General features: G+C 55.6%; 20 protein-coding genes and 1 other annotated feature. Of the genes, 17 read left to right on the top strand and 3 right to left on the bottom strand.

The features are described 5' to 3' along the window. The first annotated feature begins 19 nt into the window (after positions 1–19). From F1381_RS01865 to F1381_RS01835, 7 genes are all read left to right on the top strand, one after another. Positions 20–730 (top strand): HAD family hydrolase, encoded by a 711-nt coding sequence (locus tag F1381_RS01865; protein ID WP_187355142.1) that lies wholly within the window; start codon positions 20–22, stop codon positions 728–730. 157 nt (positions 731–887) lie between these two features. Continuing rightward, positions 888–1874 carry a DMT family transporter gene (locus F1381_RS01860; RefSeq protein ID WP_151733119.1) on the top strand — a complete coding sequence of 329 codons (987 nt, stop codon included), beginning with the start codon at positions 888–890 and terminating at the stop codon, positions 1872–1874. Positions 1875–1998: 124 nt separating this feature from the next. After that, positions 1999–2490 carry a tRNA (adenosine(37)-N6)-threonylcarbamoyltransferase complex ATPase subunit type 1 TsaE gene (gene tsaE, locus F1381_RS01855; RefSeq protein WP_425495239.1) on the top strand — a complete coding sequence of 164 codons (492 nt, stop codon included), beginning with the start codon at positions 1999–2001 and terminating at the stop codon, positions 2488–2490. Next, positions 2487–3317 (top strand): tRNA (adenosine(37)-N6)-threonylcarbamoyltransferase complex dimerization subunit type 1 TsaB, encoded by an 831-nt coding sequence (gene tsaB, locus F1381_RS01850; RefSeq protein WP_151733117.1) that lies wholly within the window; start codon positions 2487–2489, stop codon positions 3315–3317. Before tsaE ends, tsaB begins: the two co-directional genes overlap by 4 nt. After that, on the top strand, positions 3314–3838 hold the full coding sequence (gene rimI / locus F1381_RS01845; protein ID WP_151733116.1) for a ribosomal protein S18-alanine N-acetyltransferase: 525 nt from the start codon (positions 3314–3316) through the stop codon (positions 3836–3838). The genes tsaB and rimI overlap by 4 nt, the downstream gene beginning before the upstream one ends. Further along, entirely contained in the window at positions 3835–4899 is a 1065-nt protein-coding gene (gene tsaD / locus F1381_RS01840) for a tRNA (adenosine(37)-N6)-threonylcarbamoyltransferase complex transferase subunit TsaD (RefSeq protein ID WP_151733115.1), read from the top strand. Before rimI ends, tsaD begins: the two co-directional genes overlap by 4 nt. A 738-nt stretch (positions 4900–5637) precedes the next feature. Beyond that, positions 5638–5933, top strand: a binding site (T-box leader). 200 nt (positions 5934–6133) lie between these two features. After that, the gene (locus F1381_RS01835) at positions 6134–7690 is read left to right on the top strand and encodes a 2-isopropylmalate synthase (protein ID WP_151733114.1); all 1557 of its coding nucleotides are present in this window, start codon (positions 6134–6136) and stop codon (positions 7688–7690) included. Between the two features lie 372 nt (positions 7691–8062). On the opposite strand, the gene abc-f is transcribed toward F1381_RS01835, so the two are convergent. Beyond that, entirely contained in the window at positions 8063–10018 is a 1956-nt protein-coding gene (gene abc-f, locus F1381_RS01830; protein WP_151733113.1) for a ribosomal protection-like ABC-F family protein, read from the bottom strand. 243 nt (positions 10019–10261) lie between these two features. Here abc-f and F1381_RS01825 point away from each other — a divergent pair, with 243 nt between their 5' ends. The 7 genes from F1381_RS01825 (at position 10262) to groL (ending at position 15476) form a co-directional block, all read left to right on the top strand. Beyond that, positions 10262–10885: a 5-formyltetrahydrofolate cyclo-ligase gene (locus F1381_RS01825; RefSeq protein WP_151733112.1), complete on the top strand. Its 624-nt coding sequence runs from the start codon at positions 10262–10264 to the stop codon at positions 10883–10885. A gap of 3 nt (positions 10886–10888) precedes the next feature. Further along, on the top strand, positions 10889–11362 hold the full coding sequence (moaC, locus tag F1381_RS01820; protein ID WP_151733111.1) for a cyclic pyranopterin monophosphate synthase MoaC: 474 nt from the start codon (positions 10889–10891) through the stop codon (positions 11360–11362). Positions 11363–11494: 132 nt separating this feature from the next. Further along, positions 11495–11980 carry a MogA/MoaB family molybdenum cofactor biosynthesis protein gene (locus F1381_RS01815; RefSeq protein ID WP_151733110.1) on the top strand — a complete coding sequence of 162 codons (486 nt, stop codon included), beginning with the start codon at positions 11495–11497 and terminating at the stop codon, positions 11978–11980. 139 nt (positions 11981–12119) lie between these two features. Further along, positions 12120–12356, top strand: coding sequence for a twin-arginine translocase TatA/TatE family subunit (gene tatA / locus F1381_RS01810; protein ID WP_151733109.1), 237 nt, complete (start codon positions 12120–12122; stop codon positions 12354–12356). A 111-nt stretch (positions 12357–12467) separates the two neighbouring features. Beyond that, positions 12468–13235: a twin-arginine translocase subunit TatC gene (gene tatC / locus F1381_RS01805; protein ID WP_151733108.1), complete on the top strand. Its 768-nt coding sequence runs from the start codon at positions 12468–12470 to the stop codon at positions 13233–13235. Positions 13236–13499: 264 nt separating this feature from the next. Beyond that, positions 13500–13781: a co-chaperone GroES gene (gene groES / locus F1381_RS01800; protein ID WP_151733107.1), complete on the top strand. Its 282-nt coding sequence runs from the start codon at positions 13500–13502 to the stop codon at positions 13779–13781. 66 nt (positions 13782–13847) lie between these two features. Beyond that, entirely contained in the window at positions 13848–15476 is a 1629-nt protein-coding gene (groL, locus tag F1381_RS01795) for a chaperonin GroEL (protein WP_151733106.1), read from the top strand. A gap of 951 nt (positions 15477–16427) precedes the next feature. Here the strand turns inward: groL and F1381_RS01785 are convergent. Both F1381_RS01785 and F1381_RS28055 read right to left on the bottom strand, forming a co-directional pair. After that, entirely contained in the window at positions 16428–16844 is a 417-nt protein-coding gene (locus tag F1381_RS01785; protein WP_151733104.1) for a GNAT family N-acetyltransferase, read from the bottom strand. 95 nt (positions 16845–16939) lie between these two features. Further along, positions 16940–17224: a DNA-directed RNA polymerase subunit alpha C-terminal domain-containing protein gene (locus F1381_RS28055; RefSeq protein WP_187355141.1), complete on the bottom strand. Its 285-nt coding sequence runs from the start codon at positions 17222–17224 to the stop codon at positions 16940–16942. 200 nt (positions 17225–17424) lie between these two features. On the opposite strand from F1381_RS28055, the gene F1381_RS01775 reads away from it, so the two are divergent. The 3 genes from F1381_RS01775 to F1381_RS01770 are packed head-to-tail and all read left to right on the top strand — an operon-like array spanning position 17425 to position 18165. Continuing rightward, positions 17425–17676 carry a hypothetical protein gene (locus tag F1381_RS01775; RefSeq protein ID WP_151733102.1) on the top strand — a complete coding sequence of 84 codons (252 nt, stop codon included), beginning with the start codon at positions 17425–17427 and terminating at the stop codon, positions 17674–17676. Continuing rightward, positions 17673–17849, top strand: coding sequence for a hypothetical protein (locus tag F1381_RS28050; protein ID WP_187355140.1), 177 nt, complete (start codon positions 17673–17675; stop codon positions 17847–17849). Before F1381_RS01775 ends, F1381_RS28050 begins: the two co-directional genes overlap by 4 nt. Beyond that, positions 17836–18165, top strand: a complete 330-nt coding sequence (locus F1381_RS01770; protein ID WP_151733101.1) for a hypothetical protein — start codon at positions 17836–17838, stop codon at positions 18163–18165. Before F1381_RS28050 ends, F1381_RS01770 begins: the two co-directional genes overlap by 14 nt. The last annotated feature ends 114 nt before the right edge of the window (positions 18166–18279 follow it).

Genomic DNA, 18279 nt, shown 5'->3' with positions numbered 1-18279 from the left:
GGAAATGGAGGCGGCGGCCATGCGGGCGATCGGTTTTGATCTGGGCGATACCTTGATTACTTATGATGAAATTGCGGGTGGAAGCTTCAAAGCGCATTTTCGGAAAGCGCTGGGGCAAGTGTGCGCAGCGGTTGGCATGGAGAGTGCAGAGGAACTGCTGATCCAGGGAGAATGGATTCTATCCAAATATAATACCCGTGAGAATCCCCGGGAGCTTGAAGTTACGGATACGGCGGTCTTTACCGAGGTTCTCGAAGCCTGGCAGGCTGATCTCCTGAAGGTCCCCGTTGCCATCAAGGCATTCTTTGCTTATTTTCAGCAGACCTCCCGGGCTTTTGCGGATACGGAAGAGGCGCTTCGGGCTTTGAAGCAAAAAGGGATCAGCATCGGGATCCTGACCGATGTACCCTATGGCATGAACAGGGAGCTCGTGATGTCCGATGTTGCCCCCATTCAGAAGTACGTGGATGTGGTGGTTACTTCCGCCGAGACCGGATTCCGCAAGCCCCGTCCGGAGGGCTACCGCATCCTGGCCGGCCAATTACAGTCAGAGCCGCAAGGGATGATCTATGTCGGCAATGAGCCTAAGGACATCTCCGGCGCTTCCGCCGCAGGTATGATCCCGGTGCTGCTGGACCGGGATTTGGCGGGCTTCGCCTGCGGCCAGCGGTATACGATTCGTAACCTGGGCGAGCTTGAAGGGTTGCTGCGGAGTATTGATCATTGTTGAACTGGCATGAATCGGCGGGCGGGGGATACTCCTGTTCCGCCGTTTATGGTTTGGAACGATAAGCCTGCGGATATAGCTTACATAGAGGTTGACGAGGCCCGCACAAGCGCCCTATATTGGGATGAGATTCCTTAAGGAAAAAGGTGGATGATCCTGTTTGCGTCCCATTATGCTTGGCGTCGCTTCGGCGCTGTTCTTCGCAATTACATTTGTGCTCAACCGGCGGATGGAGCTGTCCGGCGGACACTGGGCCTGGAGCGCTTCGCTCCGCTATCTGTTTACACTGCCGCTGCTGCTGGCAATTGTCGCCGGCCGGGGGAAGCTGAAGCCGCTGTTGTCAGCGATGCGGGAGAAGCCGGGAGCGTGGCTGCTGTGGGGAACGGTCGGCTTCGGCCTGTTCTACGCGCCGCTGTGCTTCGCCGCCGCGTATGCACCGGGATGGCTGACCGCCGGAACCTGGCAGATCACGATCATCTCCGGTTCCCTGCTTGCGCCGCTCTTCATGGAGCGGGTGGACGGGCCGCAAGGCCCGGTGATCAGGCGGGGCAGAATTCCCCTGCGCGGCCTCGGCCTGTCCCTGATCATTCTTGCCGGAGTGGCGCTGCTCCAGGCGGAGCATGCGCGGCATATCGCGCTGTCTCAGGTCCTGCTGGGCATAGTCCCGGTGCTGGCCGCATCCTTTGCTTATCCGCTGGGCAACCGCAAGACCATGGAGCTGTGCGGAGACCGGCTGGATGTGTTCCAGCGCATTTTGGGGATGACGCTGGCCAGCCTGCCCTTCTGGCTGGCGCTGGCTGTATACGGTCTTGCGGACAGCGGACTGCCTTCCGCCGGACAATCCGTACAATCGCTTATTGTGGCTATGTCCTCCGGTGTCGTGGCAACGGTGTTGTTCTTCCGCGCAACCGATATGGTCCGCGGCAGCATGAGCAAGCTTGCGGGAGTAGAGGCTACACAGTCGCTGGAGGTTTTGTTTGCGCTGCTCGGTGAGATGCTGATCGTGTCCGCGCCGGCGCCGGCCCCGCTGTCGTGGATCGGCATAGCCGTCATTATCGGCGGCATGGTGCTGCACAGCCGCTTCTCCGGAAGCGCAGGCAGCGGAGCCGCTGCACCCCGCAAGAACTCTTCCCGCCGCTCCGCTTGACCTGCCGGCATCTGTCCGGGATTACCGGGAGCCGGATTGTTGCGGTAAAAGTATCCTACCGATATAATGAATAATATTGCGATCCGGCAAGGAATGGATGATCAGCGAAAGAGGTGGTTGCAGCTTGAATAATGATGCTTTAGCGGTGTTCACCACCCGTTCCTGCAGCTTGCAGGATACGCAGCGGCTTGCGGCCGACCTCGCCGCCCTTTCTGCGGCGGGTATGGTAATCGGTCTGGACGGTGATCTCGGAGCAGGCAAGACAGCTTTCTCGCAAAGCTTTGCCCGCCATCTGGGAGTGGAAGGCGTTGTGAACAGCCCTACCTTCACCATTATCAAGGAATACGCGGGCCGTCTGCCGCTCTATCATATGGATGTGTACCGTTTGTCGCTGGAGGAGGCGGATGAGCTCGGTCTCGACGAATATTTTTACGGGCAGGGCGTATGTCTGGTGGAATGGAGCAGTCTGATTGCGGAGCTGCTGCCGCCGGAGCGGCTGAACATACAGATCGAAACTGCGGATGTGGATGAACGGGTCATTACGGTGACCGGAATCGGAGAGCCGTATGCGGCCATGTGCCGGGCTCTGACGGAGAAGTGGGGTAACTTAAGATGACTATTCAAAATAACGGGCCGCGCAAGCGGCTTTTGGCGCTGGATACGGCAACGGCTGTGCTGGGTGTAGCTATTACCGAGAACGGGCGGCTGCTGCATGAGATCAATGCCACCGGAGAGCGGAATCACTCTGTGCACCTGCTGCCGATCATCGAGCAGGCGCTGAGCGCAACCGGGACGGCAGCCGGAATGCTGGAGGGCGTCATCGTCGGGGTCGGACCGGGTTCCTATACCGGGACGCGCATTGCGGTGACCGCCGCCAAGACCCTGGCCTGGGCCTGGAAGGCTCCCCTGACCGGGGTGTCCAGCCTGCATGCACTGGCCTGGGGCGGCTATGAGGCCGGGCTTTCACGGCAGTCCGGGGAGGACGATGCCGCTGCAGGGGTATCCGGTTCCGGGACGGACTGGATTATTCCGCTGCTGGACGCGCGGCGCGGACAGGCCTACACGGCGCTGTTCGCCGCGGACGGTAAGCTGCCTCCGCAGAGGCTCGAGCCGGACGGCATCCGCCTGATGGCCGATTGGGTGCAGCAGCTGGAAGCGCGCCTGGAGAAGGCAGCCGCAGCAGGAGCGCAGCCGCGCACGCTGTGGTTCGTCGGCGAGACCGCGCTGCACGGAAGTGCGGCAGCGCTGGGGCTTTTGCCGGACAAGGGGCATGTACAGGTATTGCCTTATGAGCTGGAGGGGCGCTGGGTCGGTTATTTGGGCGAACAAGGGCCTTACAGCAGGGTAGAGGAGATTCACGGATTGATTCCCAATTACACCCAGCTCACGGAAGCGGAGGTTAATCTGCGCCGGAGCAGTGAAGGGAGCCTGAAGAAGCAATGACGGATTCGGAACGGACGATAGATCCGCAAACTGGGCTTGTGTTCCGCCTGATGAAGCTGGAGGATATTCCCCACATCCTCGTAATTGAACATGAAGCCTTTACGATGCCATGGACGGAGGAGGCCTTCCGCAATGAGCTGACCCATAACCATTTTGCCAAATATATGGTGATGGAGCTGGAAGGGCAGATTATCGGGTATGCCGGCATGTGGGCGATTGTCGACGAAGCCCATGTGACCAATATTGCCCTGCTGGAGGAATACCGCGGCCGCAAATGGGGCGAGCGCCTGCTGGATGAGCTGATGCGGACGGCGGCTTTTCTGGGGATGAAGTCGATTACGCTGGAAGTGCGTGTCTCCAATACGATCGCGCAAAATTTATACCGTAAAAAAGGGTTCCGGCCTGCCGGCACCCGCAAGGGCTATTACTCGGACAACCGTGAGGACGCGCTGATCATGTGGGCGGATCTGCCGGAATACGGGAAAGAGGGCCTGATGGAAGGAAGAGTGGATTCTAGATGAACACCGTTACAGGCGCCAGTCAGCCTGTGCTGATACTGGCGATCGAAACGAGCTGCGATGAGACCTCAGTCGCCGTCGTCAAGGATGGCCGGGAGGTGCTGAGCAACGTCATTTCCAGCCAGATTGAGACGCACCGCGCATTCGGCGGCGTCGTTCCCGAGGTGGCTTCCCGCAAGCATGTGGAGGTCATTACGATTATTATAGAAGAGGCGCTGGCCAAGGCGGGCGTAGAGCCAAAGCAGCTTACCGCCGTTGCCGTCACGCAGGGCCCGGGACTCGTGGGTGCGCTGCTGGTAGGCGTGGTTGCGGCCAAAAGCCTGGCGCTCGCCTGGGGCAAGCCGCTGATCGGCACGCATCATATCGCCGGGCATATTTACGCCAACCGGCTGGTTAAAGAGCTGCAGTATCCCTGCATGACGCTTGTCGTCTCCGGCGGGCATACGGAGCTGGTGGACATGCCCCGCGAGGGCGAGTTCCGGATCATCGGCCGTACCCGCGACGATGCGGTCGGTGAAGCCTATGACAAGGTGGCGCGGGCGCTGGGCTTTCCCTATCCCGGCGGCCCCCATGTGGACCGGCTGGCGCATGAAGCGCCCGAGGCGGTACCGCTGCCCCGGGTATGGCTGGAGCCGGATTCCTATGATTTCAGCTTCAGCGGCTTGAAGTCGGCAGTGCTGAACGTGGTGAACCAGAGCAAGATGAAGGGCCTGACGCCGGATGTCGCGGGGATCGCCCGCGGCTTCCAGGAATCCGTCGTCGAGGTGCTGGTCGAGAAGGCGGTCCGCGCCGTCCGCGCCACCGGGGCGCGTCAGCTGCTGCTCTCCGGCGGGGTAGCTGCGAACAAGGGCCTGCGGGAAGCGCTGGCCGCCCGCTGCGAGGCGGAGCGGATTGAGCTGATTATTCCGCCGCCGGTATATTGCACCGACAATGCGGCGATGATCGGCGCAGCGGCTTATGTGAAATGGCTGCATGACGGCGGTACGCCGCTGGATATGGTCGCTGATCCGGGCCTGTCGCTGGAACAGTGGTCCGTAGCTGACGGAGAGAATGGACAGGAATAAGCGCATCCCAGCCATTCCGGCTATTGACAGCTTTTGCGGCTTACAGGTATAATCTTGACAATTCAATTCTATAAAGCGAAAACGCGATGAACGGAAGCAGTAGGGTCATTCCGGGTCAAGAGAGCTGATGGTTAAGGTGCGAATCAGCCGAAGGAATCCTGAACTCGTCCGGAAGCGGAGCGGTGGAAACGGCATGTCTGTCAGGTCAGATCAGGACATTCAGCCGGCGTACACGGTTACGGGTAACCTCCGTGAACGGGTGGCCTGATACGGAAGCGTGTGGATACACTTTGCACGTATGCAGGTTGATGAGGGGATATTGCTTGGCGGCTATAATGGCGCTACTTGAGCAATATCAACAAGAGTGGTACCGCGACAGTTCAAGCCTGTCGTCTCTTGAATAGAGACGGCAGGCTTTTTGGCGTCTTTGGAATGCGCGGTGCGGCGGCGGCCGATGTGCGTGTGTGGAGGCTAATTCGATTTTCACCACTTAAATTAGCGGATTTGTTGCATGCTAGAGAACTAGATGGATAACCGCCAACTAATTCGGGCTTATATGTTCTGGGAGTGGAGTAATGAAGGATTTAAGTAGCTGAAATCAAACTAATGCTTCCAGATCGCTGAGAAAAGTCAAATTAGTTGGCGAAAATCCACTTAGAAGTAAGGCTGTCGTTAGCTGGTAAGGTGATCGAACGGCACGATCCAACGCAAGAGGATGTATAAAAATTGTAAACAGAGTAAAACGCGATGAACGGGAGCAGTAGATGATTACGGTGTGCAGAGAGCTGCGGGGAGGTGCGACGCAGTCACCGGAAGCATTGAATCTCGCCCGGGAGCGGAGCGGCGGAAAGCTAGTATGCCGCTACGGTGTCCCCGTTACCGGACTCCATCTGCCCGTAAGGCGCACACCTGCAGGGTCGCCGGGCGGGCAGATGGAGCGAAGCTGGACGCCAGCGGCGTGAGATGCTTGAACAGGCAATCACCCGGCGTCAAGAAGAGTGGTACCGCGGAGGGTGTAACCCGCCGTCTCTTTGATGAGACGGCGGGTTTTTTGCATTGTTCCGGGAGGCCGGGAGCTTCCCGGTCCCGGAACAATGCCGGAGAGTAAGGCTTCGAGCCGCTCTCCATCATGCTGCCGGCAGCAGTGGGCGGGAGAAGATGCAGTGTCGCAAGTCGACGTGCGGCACTGCGCCATAGCTTGATTAGGTCATCTAAACCTTAGGAGGAGATTATTATGATTATTCCGGTGAAGAAACGGATTCAGATTTTTGACACGACGCTGCGCGACGGGGAACAGGCGCCGGGAGCAAGCCTCACCCCCGAGCAGAAGATCATCCTGGCCCACAAGCTGGCCGAGCTCGGCGTGGATGTGCTGGAGCCGGGGTTTCCGGTATCCAGCCCCGGCGACTTCGCAGCGGTGGAGGCGATCTCCCGGAGTCTGCAGGGCGTTGAGATTTGCGGCTTCGCCCGGGCTGTCCGCGGTGATATCGACGCCGCCGTCCGGGCCACCCGGGACGCCGCACGGCGGCGGATTCACCTGTTCATTTCCTCCTCCGACATTCATCTGCAGCATCAGCTGCGTAAGAGCAGGGCCGAGGTGGTAGCGACCGCCCGCGAGATGACGGCTTATGCCCGCCAGTTCTGCGACGTAGTGGAATTTACGGCGATGGATGCGGCGCGGACGGGAATTGCCGAGCTTATCGAGATGGTCGAGGCCGTGATCGAGGAAGGGGCCAGCATTATCAATTTGCCGGATACCGTAGGGTACGCGCTGCCGCAGGAGTACGGCGAAATGTTCCGGCAGGTGCGGCTGGGCGCCAGAGGCGGGGACAAGGTCAGCTACAGCGCCCACTGCCATAATGATTTGGGCCTGGCGGTGGCGAACAGCCTGGCGGCCATTGCCGGGGGCGCCACGCAGATCGAGGTGACCGTCAACGGTGTCGGGGAGCGGACCGGCAACTGTGCGCTGGAGGAGCTGGTCATGGCGCTGGAGACGAGAGGCGATGCCTTGGGGGCAGAAACGGGAATTGTGCTGGATAAGCTGTATGACACGTCACGGATGATCAGCGGGGCCATGCATTTTCCCATAGCCTATAACAAGCCGGTGGTCGGCAGAAACGCCTTCCAGCACGAGTCCGGCATCCATCAGGACGGTCTGCTGAAGGACCGCAGCACCTATGAGATTATGGACCCGGAACGGCTGGGCATTCCGCGCAATATGATTATTCTCGGCAAGCATTCCGGCAGGCATGCCCTGAAGGACCGCGCCGCCAAATACGGTATTGCCCTCGATTCGGCAGAGCTGGAGACGCTGTATGCCTCTTTTAAGGAAACGGCCGACCGCCAGAAGTCGGTCAGCGATGACGAGCTGCTGCGGATGGTCAGCAGCACCACCGGCCAGCAGGCGCAGATCTATGAGCTGGGCGAGGTACAGGTGCTGGCCGGCAGTGCGCCGCGCCGCGTGGCTGCCGTCACGGTCCGGCATCTGGGAAGCGGCCGGGAAGAATCCTATACCAGCACCGGAGACGGACCGCTGGAGGCGGTCATTGCCGCTATCGGCCAGGGGATTGCCGAGAATATCGGCTTTGACGGGCTGGAGCTGCATTCGCTCGGCAGCGGCGGGAACGCCCAGGCCGAGGCCGCGGTTATGGTGGAGTGGAAAGGCGGCAAATTCCGCGGGACAGCCATCCACCCGGACATCGTAATGGCCGCAGGGCTGGCTTATGTCGCCGCCTGCAATGCAGCGCTGCTTGCCGCCGGGGCAGAGGAGCAGATCCTCAGCTTAAATTAGTGTTCATGCGCCTTTGACGAAAAAACTCGTAAAATAGCGAATACTGTATTTGTCAAGGTGTGGACAACGTTATCCACATATTCCGTACTACTTGTGTAAAAATCGTGTAAAATCAGCAATACCAACCCTTTTCCGCAGCCCTCTAGCAGTGGATTTATTCCCGGGAAATAATCTGTGGCGATTGTGGATAATGTGGATAATTCGGTGGATAAAAAGTTCTTGACAACGAAAGGTGCGATTTAAAGCCTAAAAAAAGGCCCCGGGGGCCTTTTTTTAGGGTGAGTTATGCACGAAAGCTGTGGATCAGCTTGTGGATAACGAAATATGAACAAATCGGGAACAGTTAAAAAATATTTATTTAATATATTTACCCTATTCTGCGGCAAGATTCTCCCATTCCTCGAATAATGCGGTGAGGCGGTCCTTTTTGTCGCTCAGGCTCGTTTCACGGGCTTGAAGGGCGATATAATCCTGGAAAATCTCCGGCTGGGCCATTTCATGCTCCAGTTCAGCGATTTCTGCTTCAAGACGGGAGATGTGGTCCTCCAGTTCGGCGATTTTGCGCTGGCGTGAGCGCTCCTCGCGTTTTTGCTGTTTGTCGGCTTCGTAAGAGCTGGCGGTTCCTTTCTCGGCAACCGGGCTGTCAGCTTCCAAGCTTCGTACGCGTTTGGCGGCGGCCTGTTCGGCTTCCTCCAGGGCGATGGCTGCAAGCTCCCGTTTCTTCTCCATGTAATCGTCATAGTTGCCGAGATAAGGATCGATGCCTCCGGGATGCAGCTCCAGCACGCGCTCGGCCATTTTGTTGAGGAAGTAACGGTCATGGGAAATAAAGAGCAGCGTGCCGTCAAAATCGATCAGCGCCGCTTCCAGCACCTCGCGGCTGACGAGATCCAGATGGTTGGTCGGCTCGTCGAGGATGAGCATGTTGGCACCGCGCAGCATCAGCTTGGAAAGGGAGACGCGTGCCTTCTCTCCGCCGCTGAGCGCGGAAATCTTCTTCAGGACATCCTCGCCGCTGAAGAGGAAATTGCCGAGCACCGTGCGGATCCGCGCCTCCTCCAGCATCGGGTATTCGCTCCATAGCTCCTCCAGCACCGTATTGTTCGGATTGAGTGCAGTCTGCTCCTGATCATAGAACGCGATCTTGACCTTGGCTCCCCAGTTCACGGTGCCGGCCGAAGGCTGGCGGCTGCCTGTGAGGCATTGCAGCAGCGTCGATTTACCGATCCCGTTCGGACCGATCAGCGCCGCCGTCTCGCCGCGCCGCAGCTCGAAAGAGGCATTCCGGAACAGCGGGGCCGCATCTTCACTGAAGGCTACCGCCACATCGCGGACCTGCAGCACTTCCTTGCCCGACATGAAATCCGACTCAAAGGAGAAGCTGGCTTTCTTCAGTTCCCCCAGCGGCTTCTCCATCCTTTCCATCTTCTCCAGCGCCTTGCGCCGGCTCTGCGCCCGCTTGGTGGTGGAAGCGCGTACGATATTGCGCTGTACGAAATCCTCAAGCCGCGCAATCTCATCTTGCTGCTTCTCGTACTGCTTCATGCGGGTTTCATACTCTGCCGCTTTCAGATCCATGTATCTGCTGTAGTTGCCTGTGTACCGGCGGGATTGATGCCGTTCAATCTCCACAATGGTCGTCACCAGCCGGTCCAGGAAATAGCGGTCATGGGAGACGACGAGAATGCCGCCCGAATAGCTGCGCAGATAATCCTCCAGCCAGGTGAGCGTCTCGATATCGAGATGGTTGGTCGGCTCATCCAGCATCAGAAGATCGGGAGCCTGCAGCAGAATACGGGCCAGTGCCAGCCGTGTCTTCTGCCCGCCGCTGAGCGTGGATATTGCGGTATCCGGCGGGAAATCGCCGAAGCCCATTCCGTGCAGGACACTGCGGATCCGCGTCTGCATCTCATAGCCGCCGTGGTCCTTGAACCAGTCCGAGCGCTTCGCATACCGCTCCAGCAGTTCCTCGTAACGCTTGGGATCTTCGGCCAAGCGGGGATCGGAGATTTGCTGCTCGAGCTGGCGCAGCTCGGCTTCGGCCTCAATCAGCGGCGCGAAGACGGCCAGCATTTCCTCCATTATAGTCTTATCCGACTGCAGCCCGCTGTTCTGGGCCAGATAGCCGATTGTGGTCTCCTTGGCTTTATGAATCTGACCGCCGTCATAAGACATTTCGCCTGCGAGAATCTGCAGGAAGGTGGACTTGCCGGCGCCGTTGACGCCGACCAGACCGACCCGTTCCTTCTCATTAACCTGCAGGCTGATACCGTCCAGGACGTTCGTAATTCCGTATGATTTAGTGATGCCTGTCGCTTGAAGAAGCATGCTGATTGAAACCTCCGCCCTACAATATTCACCCGGTGCACCGGAACGTTGCCCACGGCCGGCACACCGGTAATTCTTTTCTATATAGTGTACATGAAAAGCTTAACCTGTGCGAGGGCCTGAACAATTCAATTCGGTTAACAACGTTAATGTTTCAACCTTGGCGAAGCGGGGAGAAGAGTGGTAAACTGAATTTACATACAGGTGAAATTCTGTGCACAGGAGAGAAGGAGGCATCTGCCGATGACGGGCCAAGCAGCGCCGCCGGCAGCCCTGAAGAAGGCGCTGCGGGCGGAGAGAGCCGCCGTACGTGACGCGCTGGCGGGAGAGCAGCGGAGCAGATGGTCAGCCGCAGCCTGCGAACGGGCGCTGGAATGGCTGGACGGGGAGCAGGTGAATACCCTGCTTGCTTATGTGCCGTTCCGTTCCGAGCTGGACTGCCGTCCGCTGATTGACGGTGCCTGGTCCAGGGGCATCACGGTATTGCTGCCGCGGGTCATCCGGGAGACCGGAGCGATGAGCCTGCACCGGGTGAACCATTGGGACGAGCTTGCGCCAGGAGCCTACGGCATTATGGAGCCGGCGGCAGCGGAGCCTGTTCCCATGGATTGCACTCCGGGTGCAGTAATCGTGCCGGGGCTTGCCTTTGACCGGCGCGGAGGCCGTCTGGGATACGGCCGGGGCTATTATGACCGGCTGTATGCTGACTGGACATCCGCCGGCCGGGCGGGAGCAAGGCCCCCGCTGTGGGCCGGACTGGCATACGGCGAGCAGGTTATCCCGGATGTGCCGATGGATAATCATGATGCTTATATGGATATATTGATTACGGAAGACGGGCTTATTCCATGCAGAAGGGAGAGATAGGCCATGGAGCTGACTCATTTTAATGAACAGGGCAGGGCGCGGATGGTCGACGTAAGCGGCAAAGAAATTACGCAGCGGTCGGCGGCTGCACGCAGTATGGTGAAGATGGATCCCGGTACGCTTGCTGCCATCAAGGAAGGAAACATCGGTAAAGGCGATGTGCTTGCCGTGGCTCAGGTAGCCGGAATTATGGCGGCCAAGCAGACATCATCCTGGATTCCGATGTGCCATCCGCTGCCGCTGACCGGCATAGACATCCGCTTTGCGGACAACGGAAAAGATGAACTTTATATTGAAGCGACCGTCAAGACCACCGGACGCACCGGAGTGGAGATGGAGGCGCTGACCGCCGTATCGGCCGCTGCGCTCACCGTATACGACATGTGCAAAGCGCTGCAGAAAGACATGGTGATCGGACCGACGCAGCTTGCGGCGAAGAGCGGCGGCAAGAACGGGGATTACACGCTGGATTCATAAGAACAGCAGGAGGGATGCCCGGCCTGATATCCCGCTCAAAGCGGGCCGGACCGGGTCTTTCGGGACGACAAGCGTGAAGCAGGCTGCCAAGCAGCCGGCCATACATAGCACATGGAGAGGGAGGGACAACCTATGGCGTGGAAGACAGCCATCCTGACAGCCAGCGACAAAGGAGCCAGAGGCGAACGGGAAGACACGAGCGCCCAGGTTATTCGTGAACTGGTCGAGGAGGAACTGGGAGGAGAAATTATTGAGTACCGGATCGTGCCGGATGAAGAGGATGAGATTATCGCAGCGCTGATCGAACTGACGGACTACTTCCAGGCCGATCTGGTACTGACCACCGGCGGAACCGAGCTGGCGATCCGCGATGTGACGCCGGAGGCTACGCGGCGTGTGATCGAGCGGGAAGTACCGGGGCTGTCCGAGGCTATGCGGAGCACCGTTATGCAGAAGAACCGTTCGGTGATGCTGTTCCGGGGCATCTGCGGCATCCGCGGCAGAACACTGATTGTGAATCTTCCGGGCACACCGAAGGGCGTGCATGAGAATCTGGCCGCCATTATGGACCAGCTGCCCGAAGCGCTGCTGATGGTCACGGGTCAATTCCGCCAATAACCGGTGAATAGCGTCCGGCAGTAAACGCCTTTCCAAGCGGACCGGGAGGCCGCTTGGAAAGTGTGACACCTCTTATGATATGATAATCTTGTTTATCAATAACATTGCCGCGTACGGATGAGTGACAAGGAGGGACAGCATGCTAAGTACGATTGGTGCTCCAGGAATTATTTTGCTCGTTATTTTGGCGCTCCTGCTCTTTGGTCCGAACAAGCTGCCTGAGCTTGGCCGGGCGGTTGGACGTACCTTCAGGGAATTCAAGGACGGTGCGCGCGATATCATCAGCGAGTCCGAGCCGTCCAAGGCGGGCCCGGCTAATCCGGCTGCGCCGCAAGCGTCGGCAGAGCTCCCGCAGGACAAGCGCCTGCCGGAATAAGATACCGTTAATCCGGGGCGTACATCCCCGGCTCTCTGCAGCCGGGAGAAGCGCCTCTTTGCTTGTTCCGCCAGCATCTAAACTAATAAATGACCGACTGGTGGTGATCCCATGGCTGGCAAAGCCGAAGAAATGACCGTCGTGCAGCATCTGGCCGAGCTGCGCAGACGGATCATCTACGTGCTGATCGTGTTTGCCGCCGGGCTGGCAGCCGGGCTTTCCATAGCGGAGCCGGTTTACGGGTACCTGACCGCAGCCGAGCAGGCGCAGCGTTTTGTGCTGCACGCTTTTTCCTTCTGGGACGGCATCGGGATGTATATGAAGATTGCTATGGTAGTCGCCCTCGTACCGGCAGTGCCGTTCGCCGCCTATCAGCTGTGGGCGTTTGTCGCTCCCGCGCTGCGGCCGCATGAGAAGAGCGCAGCTCTGCGCTATGTTCCTTACGTGCTGGTCCTGTTCGTGCTCGGACTGCTGTTTGCATACTATATTGTGTTTCCGCTGGCGCTGTCGTTCACGGTTTCCGTAACCCGCAGTATGGGACTTACGGAGACGTATGGCATAGCCCAATACTTCAGCTTCATGTTCGGACTGGTCGTACCGCTCGCTCTGCTGTTTGAGCTGCCGCTGCTGGTCATGTTCCTGACCCGGCTGCGGATTCTGAATCCGCTGCGGCTGAAGAAGATGCGGCGGTACGCCTATTTTGCCCTGGCGTTTATTGCCGTGGTGATCACGCCGCCCGATTTCATCTCAGATTTTCTGGTCGCCGTTCCGCTGGTGATTCTCTACGAGTTCAGTGTCTTTCTGTCGGCACTGGTGTTCCGCAAGCAGCTTGCGGCCGATGCCGCCCTGGAGTCGCGCTATGTCCGCACGGAAGCTTAACCGGTATAGCTGCGGCATATTTTGTCCGGTGGTGGATAGAATGTTAGAGGGGAATCGGAAGACAAGCCGGGAAGGCCTATATTTTTCCTAAAAAGAACGATGATTTTACGTAAAAGACTTGAAATCCGTCAGCAAGTTGAGTATCATAAAAATTGTTGTTAGCACTGAAGGACGTCGAGTGCTAACGTTACTGAGCAGGCTGGATTCAGCCCCACAACTTTGTGTTCAAGTTTAACAACATAATTTTAAAGGAGGCTATTTTTCATGATCAAACCACTAGGTGAACGCGTATTGGTACAACCTGCCGAGCAGGAGCAAACGACTTCTTTCGGGATCGTGCTTCCGGACTCCTCCAAGGAGAAACCGCAGGAAGGCACTATCGTCGCTGTAGGCAGCGGTATTCTGAAGGACGGTGTGCGTGTTCCGCTTGAAGTGAAGGAAGGCGACCGCGTTCTGTTCTCGAAGTATGCCGGAACCGAAATCAAGTACGAAGGCAAAGAATATTTGATTATGAAAGAAAGCGACATTCACGCGATTCTTGGCTAAGAAGACCGTTCATAAGCATAGCCTAACTTACTTACTATAATTCAAATTTCCGGGAGGTTTATACACATGGCAAAAGAAATCAAATTCAGTGAAGACGCCCGCCGCTCGATGCTGCGCGGGGTTGATGCTTTGGCAAACGCGGTAAAAGTAACGCTCGGACCTAAAGGCCGCAACGTGGTGCTGGAGAAGAAATTCGGCAGCCCGCTGATCACCAACGACGGTGTGACCATCGCCAAAGAAATCGAACTGGACGACGCTTTCGAGAACATGGGTGCCCAGCTCGTTAAAGAAGTGGCCACTAAGACCAACGATGTAGCCGGCGACGGTACTACAACAGCAACGGTTCTGGCTCAAGCCATGATCCGCGAAGGTCTGAAGAACGTAACTGCCGGTGCGAACCCGATGGTTATCCGTAAAGGCATCGACAAAGCGGTTAAAGCAGCTGTTGCCGAATTGCAGAAGATCGCTAAGCCGATCGAGGATTCCCAGGCTATCGCTCAGGTAGCAGCAATCTCCGCTGCCGACGACGAAGTAGGCCAACTGATTGCCGAAGCTATGGAAAAAGTGGGCAAAGACGGCGTTATCACCGTTGAAGAATCCCGCGGCTTCCTGACTGAGCTTGAAGTGGTAGAAGGCATGCAATTCGACCGCGGCTACATTTCCCCGTACATGATTACGGACACCGACAAAATGGAAGCTGTGCTCGACAACCCGTACATCCTGATTACCGACAAGAAGATCAGCAGCACTCAAGAAATTCTGCCGCTGCTTGAGAAGATCGTACAGCAGGCCCGTCCGCTCGTGATCATCGCCGAAGACATCGAAGGCGAAGCTCAAGCGATGCTGATCGTGAACAAGCTGCGCGGAACCTTCAATGCAGTTGCTGTTAAAGCCCCAGGCTTCGGCGACCGCCGCGAAGCAATGCTGCAGGATATCGCTGCCCTGACCGGCGGCCAAGTGATAACTGAGAAGCTGGGTCTGGACCTGAAGAGCACTTCCATTGATCAACTGGGTAACGCACGTCAAGTGCGCGTAACCAAAGAAAACACTACAATCGTAGACGGCAGCGGCGACAAAGCGGACATCAACGCCCGCGTCAGCCAAATCCGTGCCCAACTGGAAGAAACGACTTCCGAGTTCGACAAAGAGAAACTGCAGGAGCGTCTGGCTAAACTGGCCGGCGGCGTAGCCGTAGTCAAAGTAGGCGCTGCAACTGAAACCGAACTGAAAGAGCGCAAGCTGCGCATCGAAGACGCCCTGAACGCAACCCGCGCTGCGGTTGAAGAAGGTATCGTATCCGGTGGTGGTACAGCTCTGATTAACGTATACAACGCTGTAGCTGCTGTTGAAGCTTTCGGTGACGAGAAGACCGGCGTAAACATCGTGCTCCGCTCCCTGGAAGAGCCGATCCGCACGATCGCTGCTAATGCCGGCGAAGAAGGTTCCGTTATCGTGGACCGCCTGAAGAAAGAAACCGTGGGCATCGGCTACAACGCCGCTACCGGCGAATGGGTGAACATGTTCGAAGCAGGGATCGTTGACCCTGCCAAGGTAACCCGTTCTGCCCTGCAGAACGCCGCTTCCGTAGCCGCAATGTTCTTGACTACCGAAGCTGTGATCGCCGACAAACCAGAACCGGAAAAGCCAGCTATGCCTGACATGGGCGGCATGGGCGGTATGGGCGGCATGATGTAAGTGAATTAACTAAACCCTTGAAGAGCCTGGATTTACGGGCTTTTCAAGGGTTTTTTTTGATCCTGCGACGATCCCTGTACACTTGGGTAAGCCTCCTTGTGTCGGATTTGAAAGGTCGCTGATAACAAGCAGGAGTTCGAAGGCGGATGGATGGGATTTGACTTGAACATGAAATCAATGTTTAGAAAATAAAAATTAAGATGTATATTAATCCGACTGCTAGTTTAATAAGTGTAATAACGTATTCTTTCGAGCCTTTCAAATACCTCCATTCGATAAACGCATGTTGTCCCATGGCAACTATAAATAATATTAACCAGAACCACTTAAGTGAGTTGATATTCGTTGTATCCAAAACGAAGAAGAAAATACACAAACTAATGACAGCAAGTAGTCCTGTTACCCACCTATTGATATTCTTTCCATTCGTATCTGAGATCTTATTTAATTCTTCAACAATGAAATACTTCTTTATTGTTAGATCTATTAAAGCTAAAAGTATCACTAATAATGAAATGGAGAAACTTGTGGATTGTATATTTGAAACTGAATACGTCATGAAACAACCTACCCCCTTTAGTATGGTTAATAACCATTATTCTAAAGCCCTTTCAAGACATTGCTAATATTACATGAATTAGGGCGTTAAAAATAAGATCATTATCTAAATGATCTTGAGAATAACCTGGATTATGCTTACGATTCAGACAGCGGGCAGTACTTGAAAGAAACAGAGTGGGCCAAAAGGTTTGAGGATGACACAAGGATTTATTAAATCTCAGTTATATTTGATGGTAAAGGAAATACACGTACTATTATGCTAACAGATCGGCAAATGGCGTTAACTTTTAGATGAAATTTGGAGCAGAACTTTTCACCTTCGATCGGGAGGCGATACTTTCCCACCCAAGTTCAATTGTACAGGTTCACTGGAAACCCATGAGGTATCCCTTAATTACTGCCCAACTCTTTAATCAAAATAATCTCCAGGGGCTGGGTGTCCAGCAGCAGGCAGCCGGCATCGCGGTAGCCCAATTTCCGGTAAAAGTGCTGGGAACCCTCGTCAGCCTGTGTGGAAGTCATAATCAGGGTGTGGCCCTGCTGCTTCATTTCCTTCTCCCAGAATAGGACCACTTCTTTCCCCAATCCATGGTTACGGTAGGGCTCGTCAATCCACAGCATGTTCATAAACGGGGTATTGTCCCAGAAGTACCCGTAACGCATCCACCCAATGACCGTTTCTTGCTCATCGCGCAATAAGTAGATTTCCTTGCCCGCAATTTTGGGGATAATCAATCTCTCCGCGAGATGGCGGTCCCGTTCTTTGATCCAATCGTAATCCTTGTCGGTGGCAAAAGATATGTTCATTACATTATTCCTCCAATGATGAGATCAACCCGAATATTCTCAATGTACAATTCGCGGAAAGCCAGGGCAAGAGTAAGAATAGTTCAATAAGTTTTTTATAAGTTACTGCCGGGCCCAAAGTTCTCCAGAAGCTCCAGGAGAATCTGCTGTCCGGTGCTGCCGAAATTCCGCAATTTAAGCAGATCGTCGAGACTGGTACGGAGAACATCTCCGATCGTGCGGAGTCCGTTGTCATGCAAAGCGTTTAGCACCCGGGCGATGCTGCGCGGGTTGCGGCGGGAGCCGCTGGCCAGGATATAGATGGATTGTTTATAGTAAACTTCGTCCATCGGAAATTGATACTTTAAAGGAGTGCCTGTTGCTGTGAACGTGCTGCCCATACTCTTCATCTCCTGAGATTTATAATGGAAACTGTATGCTATAATAACCACATTTTTGAAAAATGTAACTCTAATATATACTTGTACACCCAATCCTTCCGGCACTGCAAGAATAGAATATTCATATACACACTTCACGAGGAACTGGGCGGGGGCTCCGGATACTTCACAGTTTGTCACAGTGAAACGGAGGGATAACCATGGATCTCGATGCATTGGCCGGCCTGTTCCAGAACAACAATGGATCGGTCGTGCTAAATGTTCTCTTGTCGGTTGCCTTAATCTGGTGTATCAGGCAAATCGCGAACAAGGAGAAGATTATTCAGAATTACCAGAAACGCGATGAAGAGAATGAGAAACAGCTCAATGAATATAATCGCGCGCTCGTCAAGCTTCTGATTGAAAAAGGGGTCACCGAAAAAGCCAATGGTGAGGAGGTCGTTGACAAGTGAAACTCCTCGATTTATTCAGAAAAAATCAAGTCAAGCCCAGTCGCGTCACTAAGGAAATTGAGAAGCTAGGGAAAATCCAGGAGGCTTATGCGTCAAACGATATGGACAGTCTAATCGACCTGCACCGTTCCGGCTTAGGCAAAAGAGGGGATGATCTTCATGGACGTTATTGATCTGCTGCTGATTGCTTTGGAGGCGGCCGGATGTGTTGTGTTTACAGCTTATGTGGTCCGTTACAGCAAATATTTTATCGGAAACGGGCCGAAGCGCACCCATAATCTATATCTCCGCAGTGTATGGTTAACCTATGCCTGCGTTGCACTGCTCTGCTTTAATTTGTTGTGGGGCAGGCTCAATATTGTTTTTGGCTATAATGTGGACAGCTTATCGAATACCTTGAGGGAATTTGTGATGGTGGTGACCATGATCCTGCTGGTGTTCGCGGGACTGCGGCATAAGGATATATGGGACAGCAACCACGACAAATAGGCGGGGAGCATCGGGGCCACTGGATTTATGGTGGTCTTTTTTTTGCTGCTGCACCGGAATGGCTCTGGCTTGCGTTCCTTCCTCACTTCTGGAGTATAATGGAGGAATGATGAC

The organism is Paenibacillus tengchongensis, from assembly GCF_008973665.1.
In the GTDB taxonomy this organism is placed as follows: Bacteria; Bacillota; Bacilli; order Paenibacillales; family Paenibacillaceae; genus Paenibacillus_AQ; species Paenibacillus_AQ tengchongensis.
The sequence above is the reverse complement of the archived record's forward strand: the minus strand, read 5'-3'. Positions and strand labels throughout refer to the sequence as shown.

Bases quoted from the DNA above. Each gene is read 5' to 3' on its own strand.
- F1381_RS01865 (WP_187355142.1), top strand. From the start codon at position 20: ATGCGGGCGATCGGTTTTGATCTGGGCGATACCTTGATTACTTATGAT.
- tsaB (WP_151733117.1), top strand. From the start codon at position 2,487: ATGACTATTCAAAATAACGGGCCGCGCAAGCGGCTTTTGGCGCTGGAT.
- rimI (WP_151733116.1), top strand. From the start codon at position 3,314: ATGACGGATTCGGAACGGACGATAGATCCGCAAACTGGGCTTGTGTTC.
- tsaD (WP_151733115.1), top strand. From the start codon at position 3,835: ATGAACACCGTTACAGGCGCCAGTCAGCCTGTGCTGATACTGGCGATC.
- F1381_RS01835 (WP_151733114.1), top strand. From the start codon at position 6,134: ATGATTATTCCGGTGAAGAAACGGATTCAGATTTTTGACACGACGCTG.
- abc-f (WP_151733113.1), bottom strand. From the start codon at position 10,018: ATGCTTCTTCAAGCGACAGGCATCACTAAATCATACGGAATTACGAAC.
- F1381_RS01825 (WP_151733112.1), top strand. From the start codon at position 10,262: ATGACGGGCCAAGCAGCGCCGCCGGCAGCCCTGAAGAAGGCGCTGCGG.
- moaC (WP_151733111.1), top strand. From the start codon at position 10,889: ATGGAGCTGACTCATTTTAATGAACAGGGCAGGGCGCGGATGGTCGAC.
- F1381_RS01815 (WP_151733110.1), top strand. From the start codon at position 11,495: ATGGCGTGGAAGACAGCCATCCTGACAGCCAGCGACAAAGGAGCCAGA.
- tatA (WP_151733109.1), top strand. From the start codon at position 12,120: ATGCTAAGTACGATTGGTGCTCCAGGAATTATTTTGCTCGTTATTTTG.
- tatC (WP_151733108.1), top strand. From the start codon at position 12,468: ATGGCTGGCAAAGCCGAAGAAATGACCGTCGTGCAGCATCTGGCCGAG.
- groES (WP_151733107.1), top strand. From the start codon at position 13,500: ATGATCAAACCACTAGGTGAACGCGTATTGGTACAACCTGCCGAGCAG.
- groL (WP_151733106.1), top strand. From the start codon at position 13,848: ATGGCAAAAGAAATCAAATTCAGTGAAGACGCCCGCCGCTCGATGCTG.
- F1381_RS01785 (WP_151733104.1), bottom strand. From the start codon at position 16,844: ATGAACATATCTTTTGCCACCGACAAGGATTACGATTGGATCAAAGAA.
- F1381_RS28055 (WP_187355141.1), bottom strand. From the start codon at position 17,224: ATGGGCAGCACGTTCACAGCAACAGGCACTCCTTTAAAGTATCAATTT.
- F1381_RS01775 (WP_151733102.1), top strand. From the start codon at position 17,425: ATGGATCTCGATGCATTGGCCGGCCTGTTCCAGAACAACAATGGATCG.
- F1381_RS01770 (WP_151733101.1), top strand. From the start codon at position 17,836: ATGGACGTTATTGATCTGCTGCTGATTGCTTTGGAGGCGGCCGGATGT.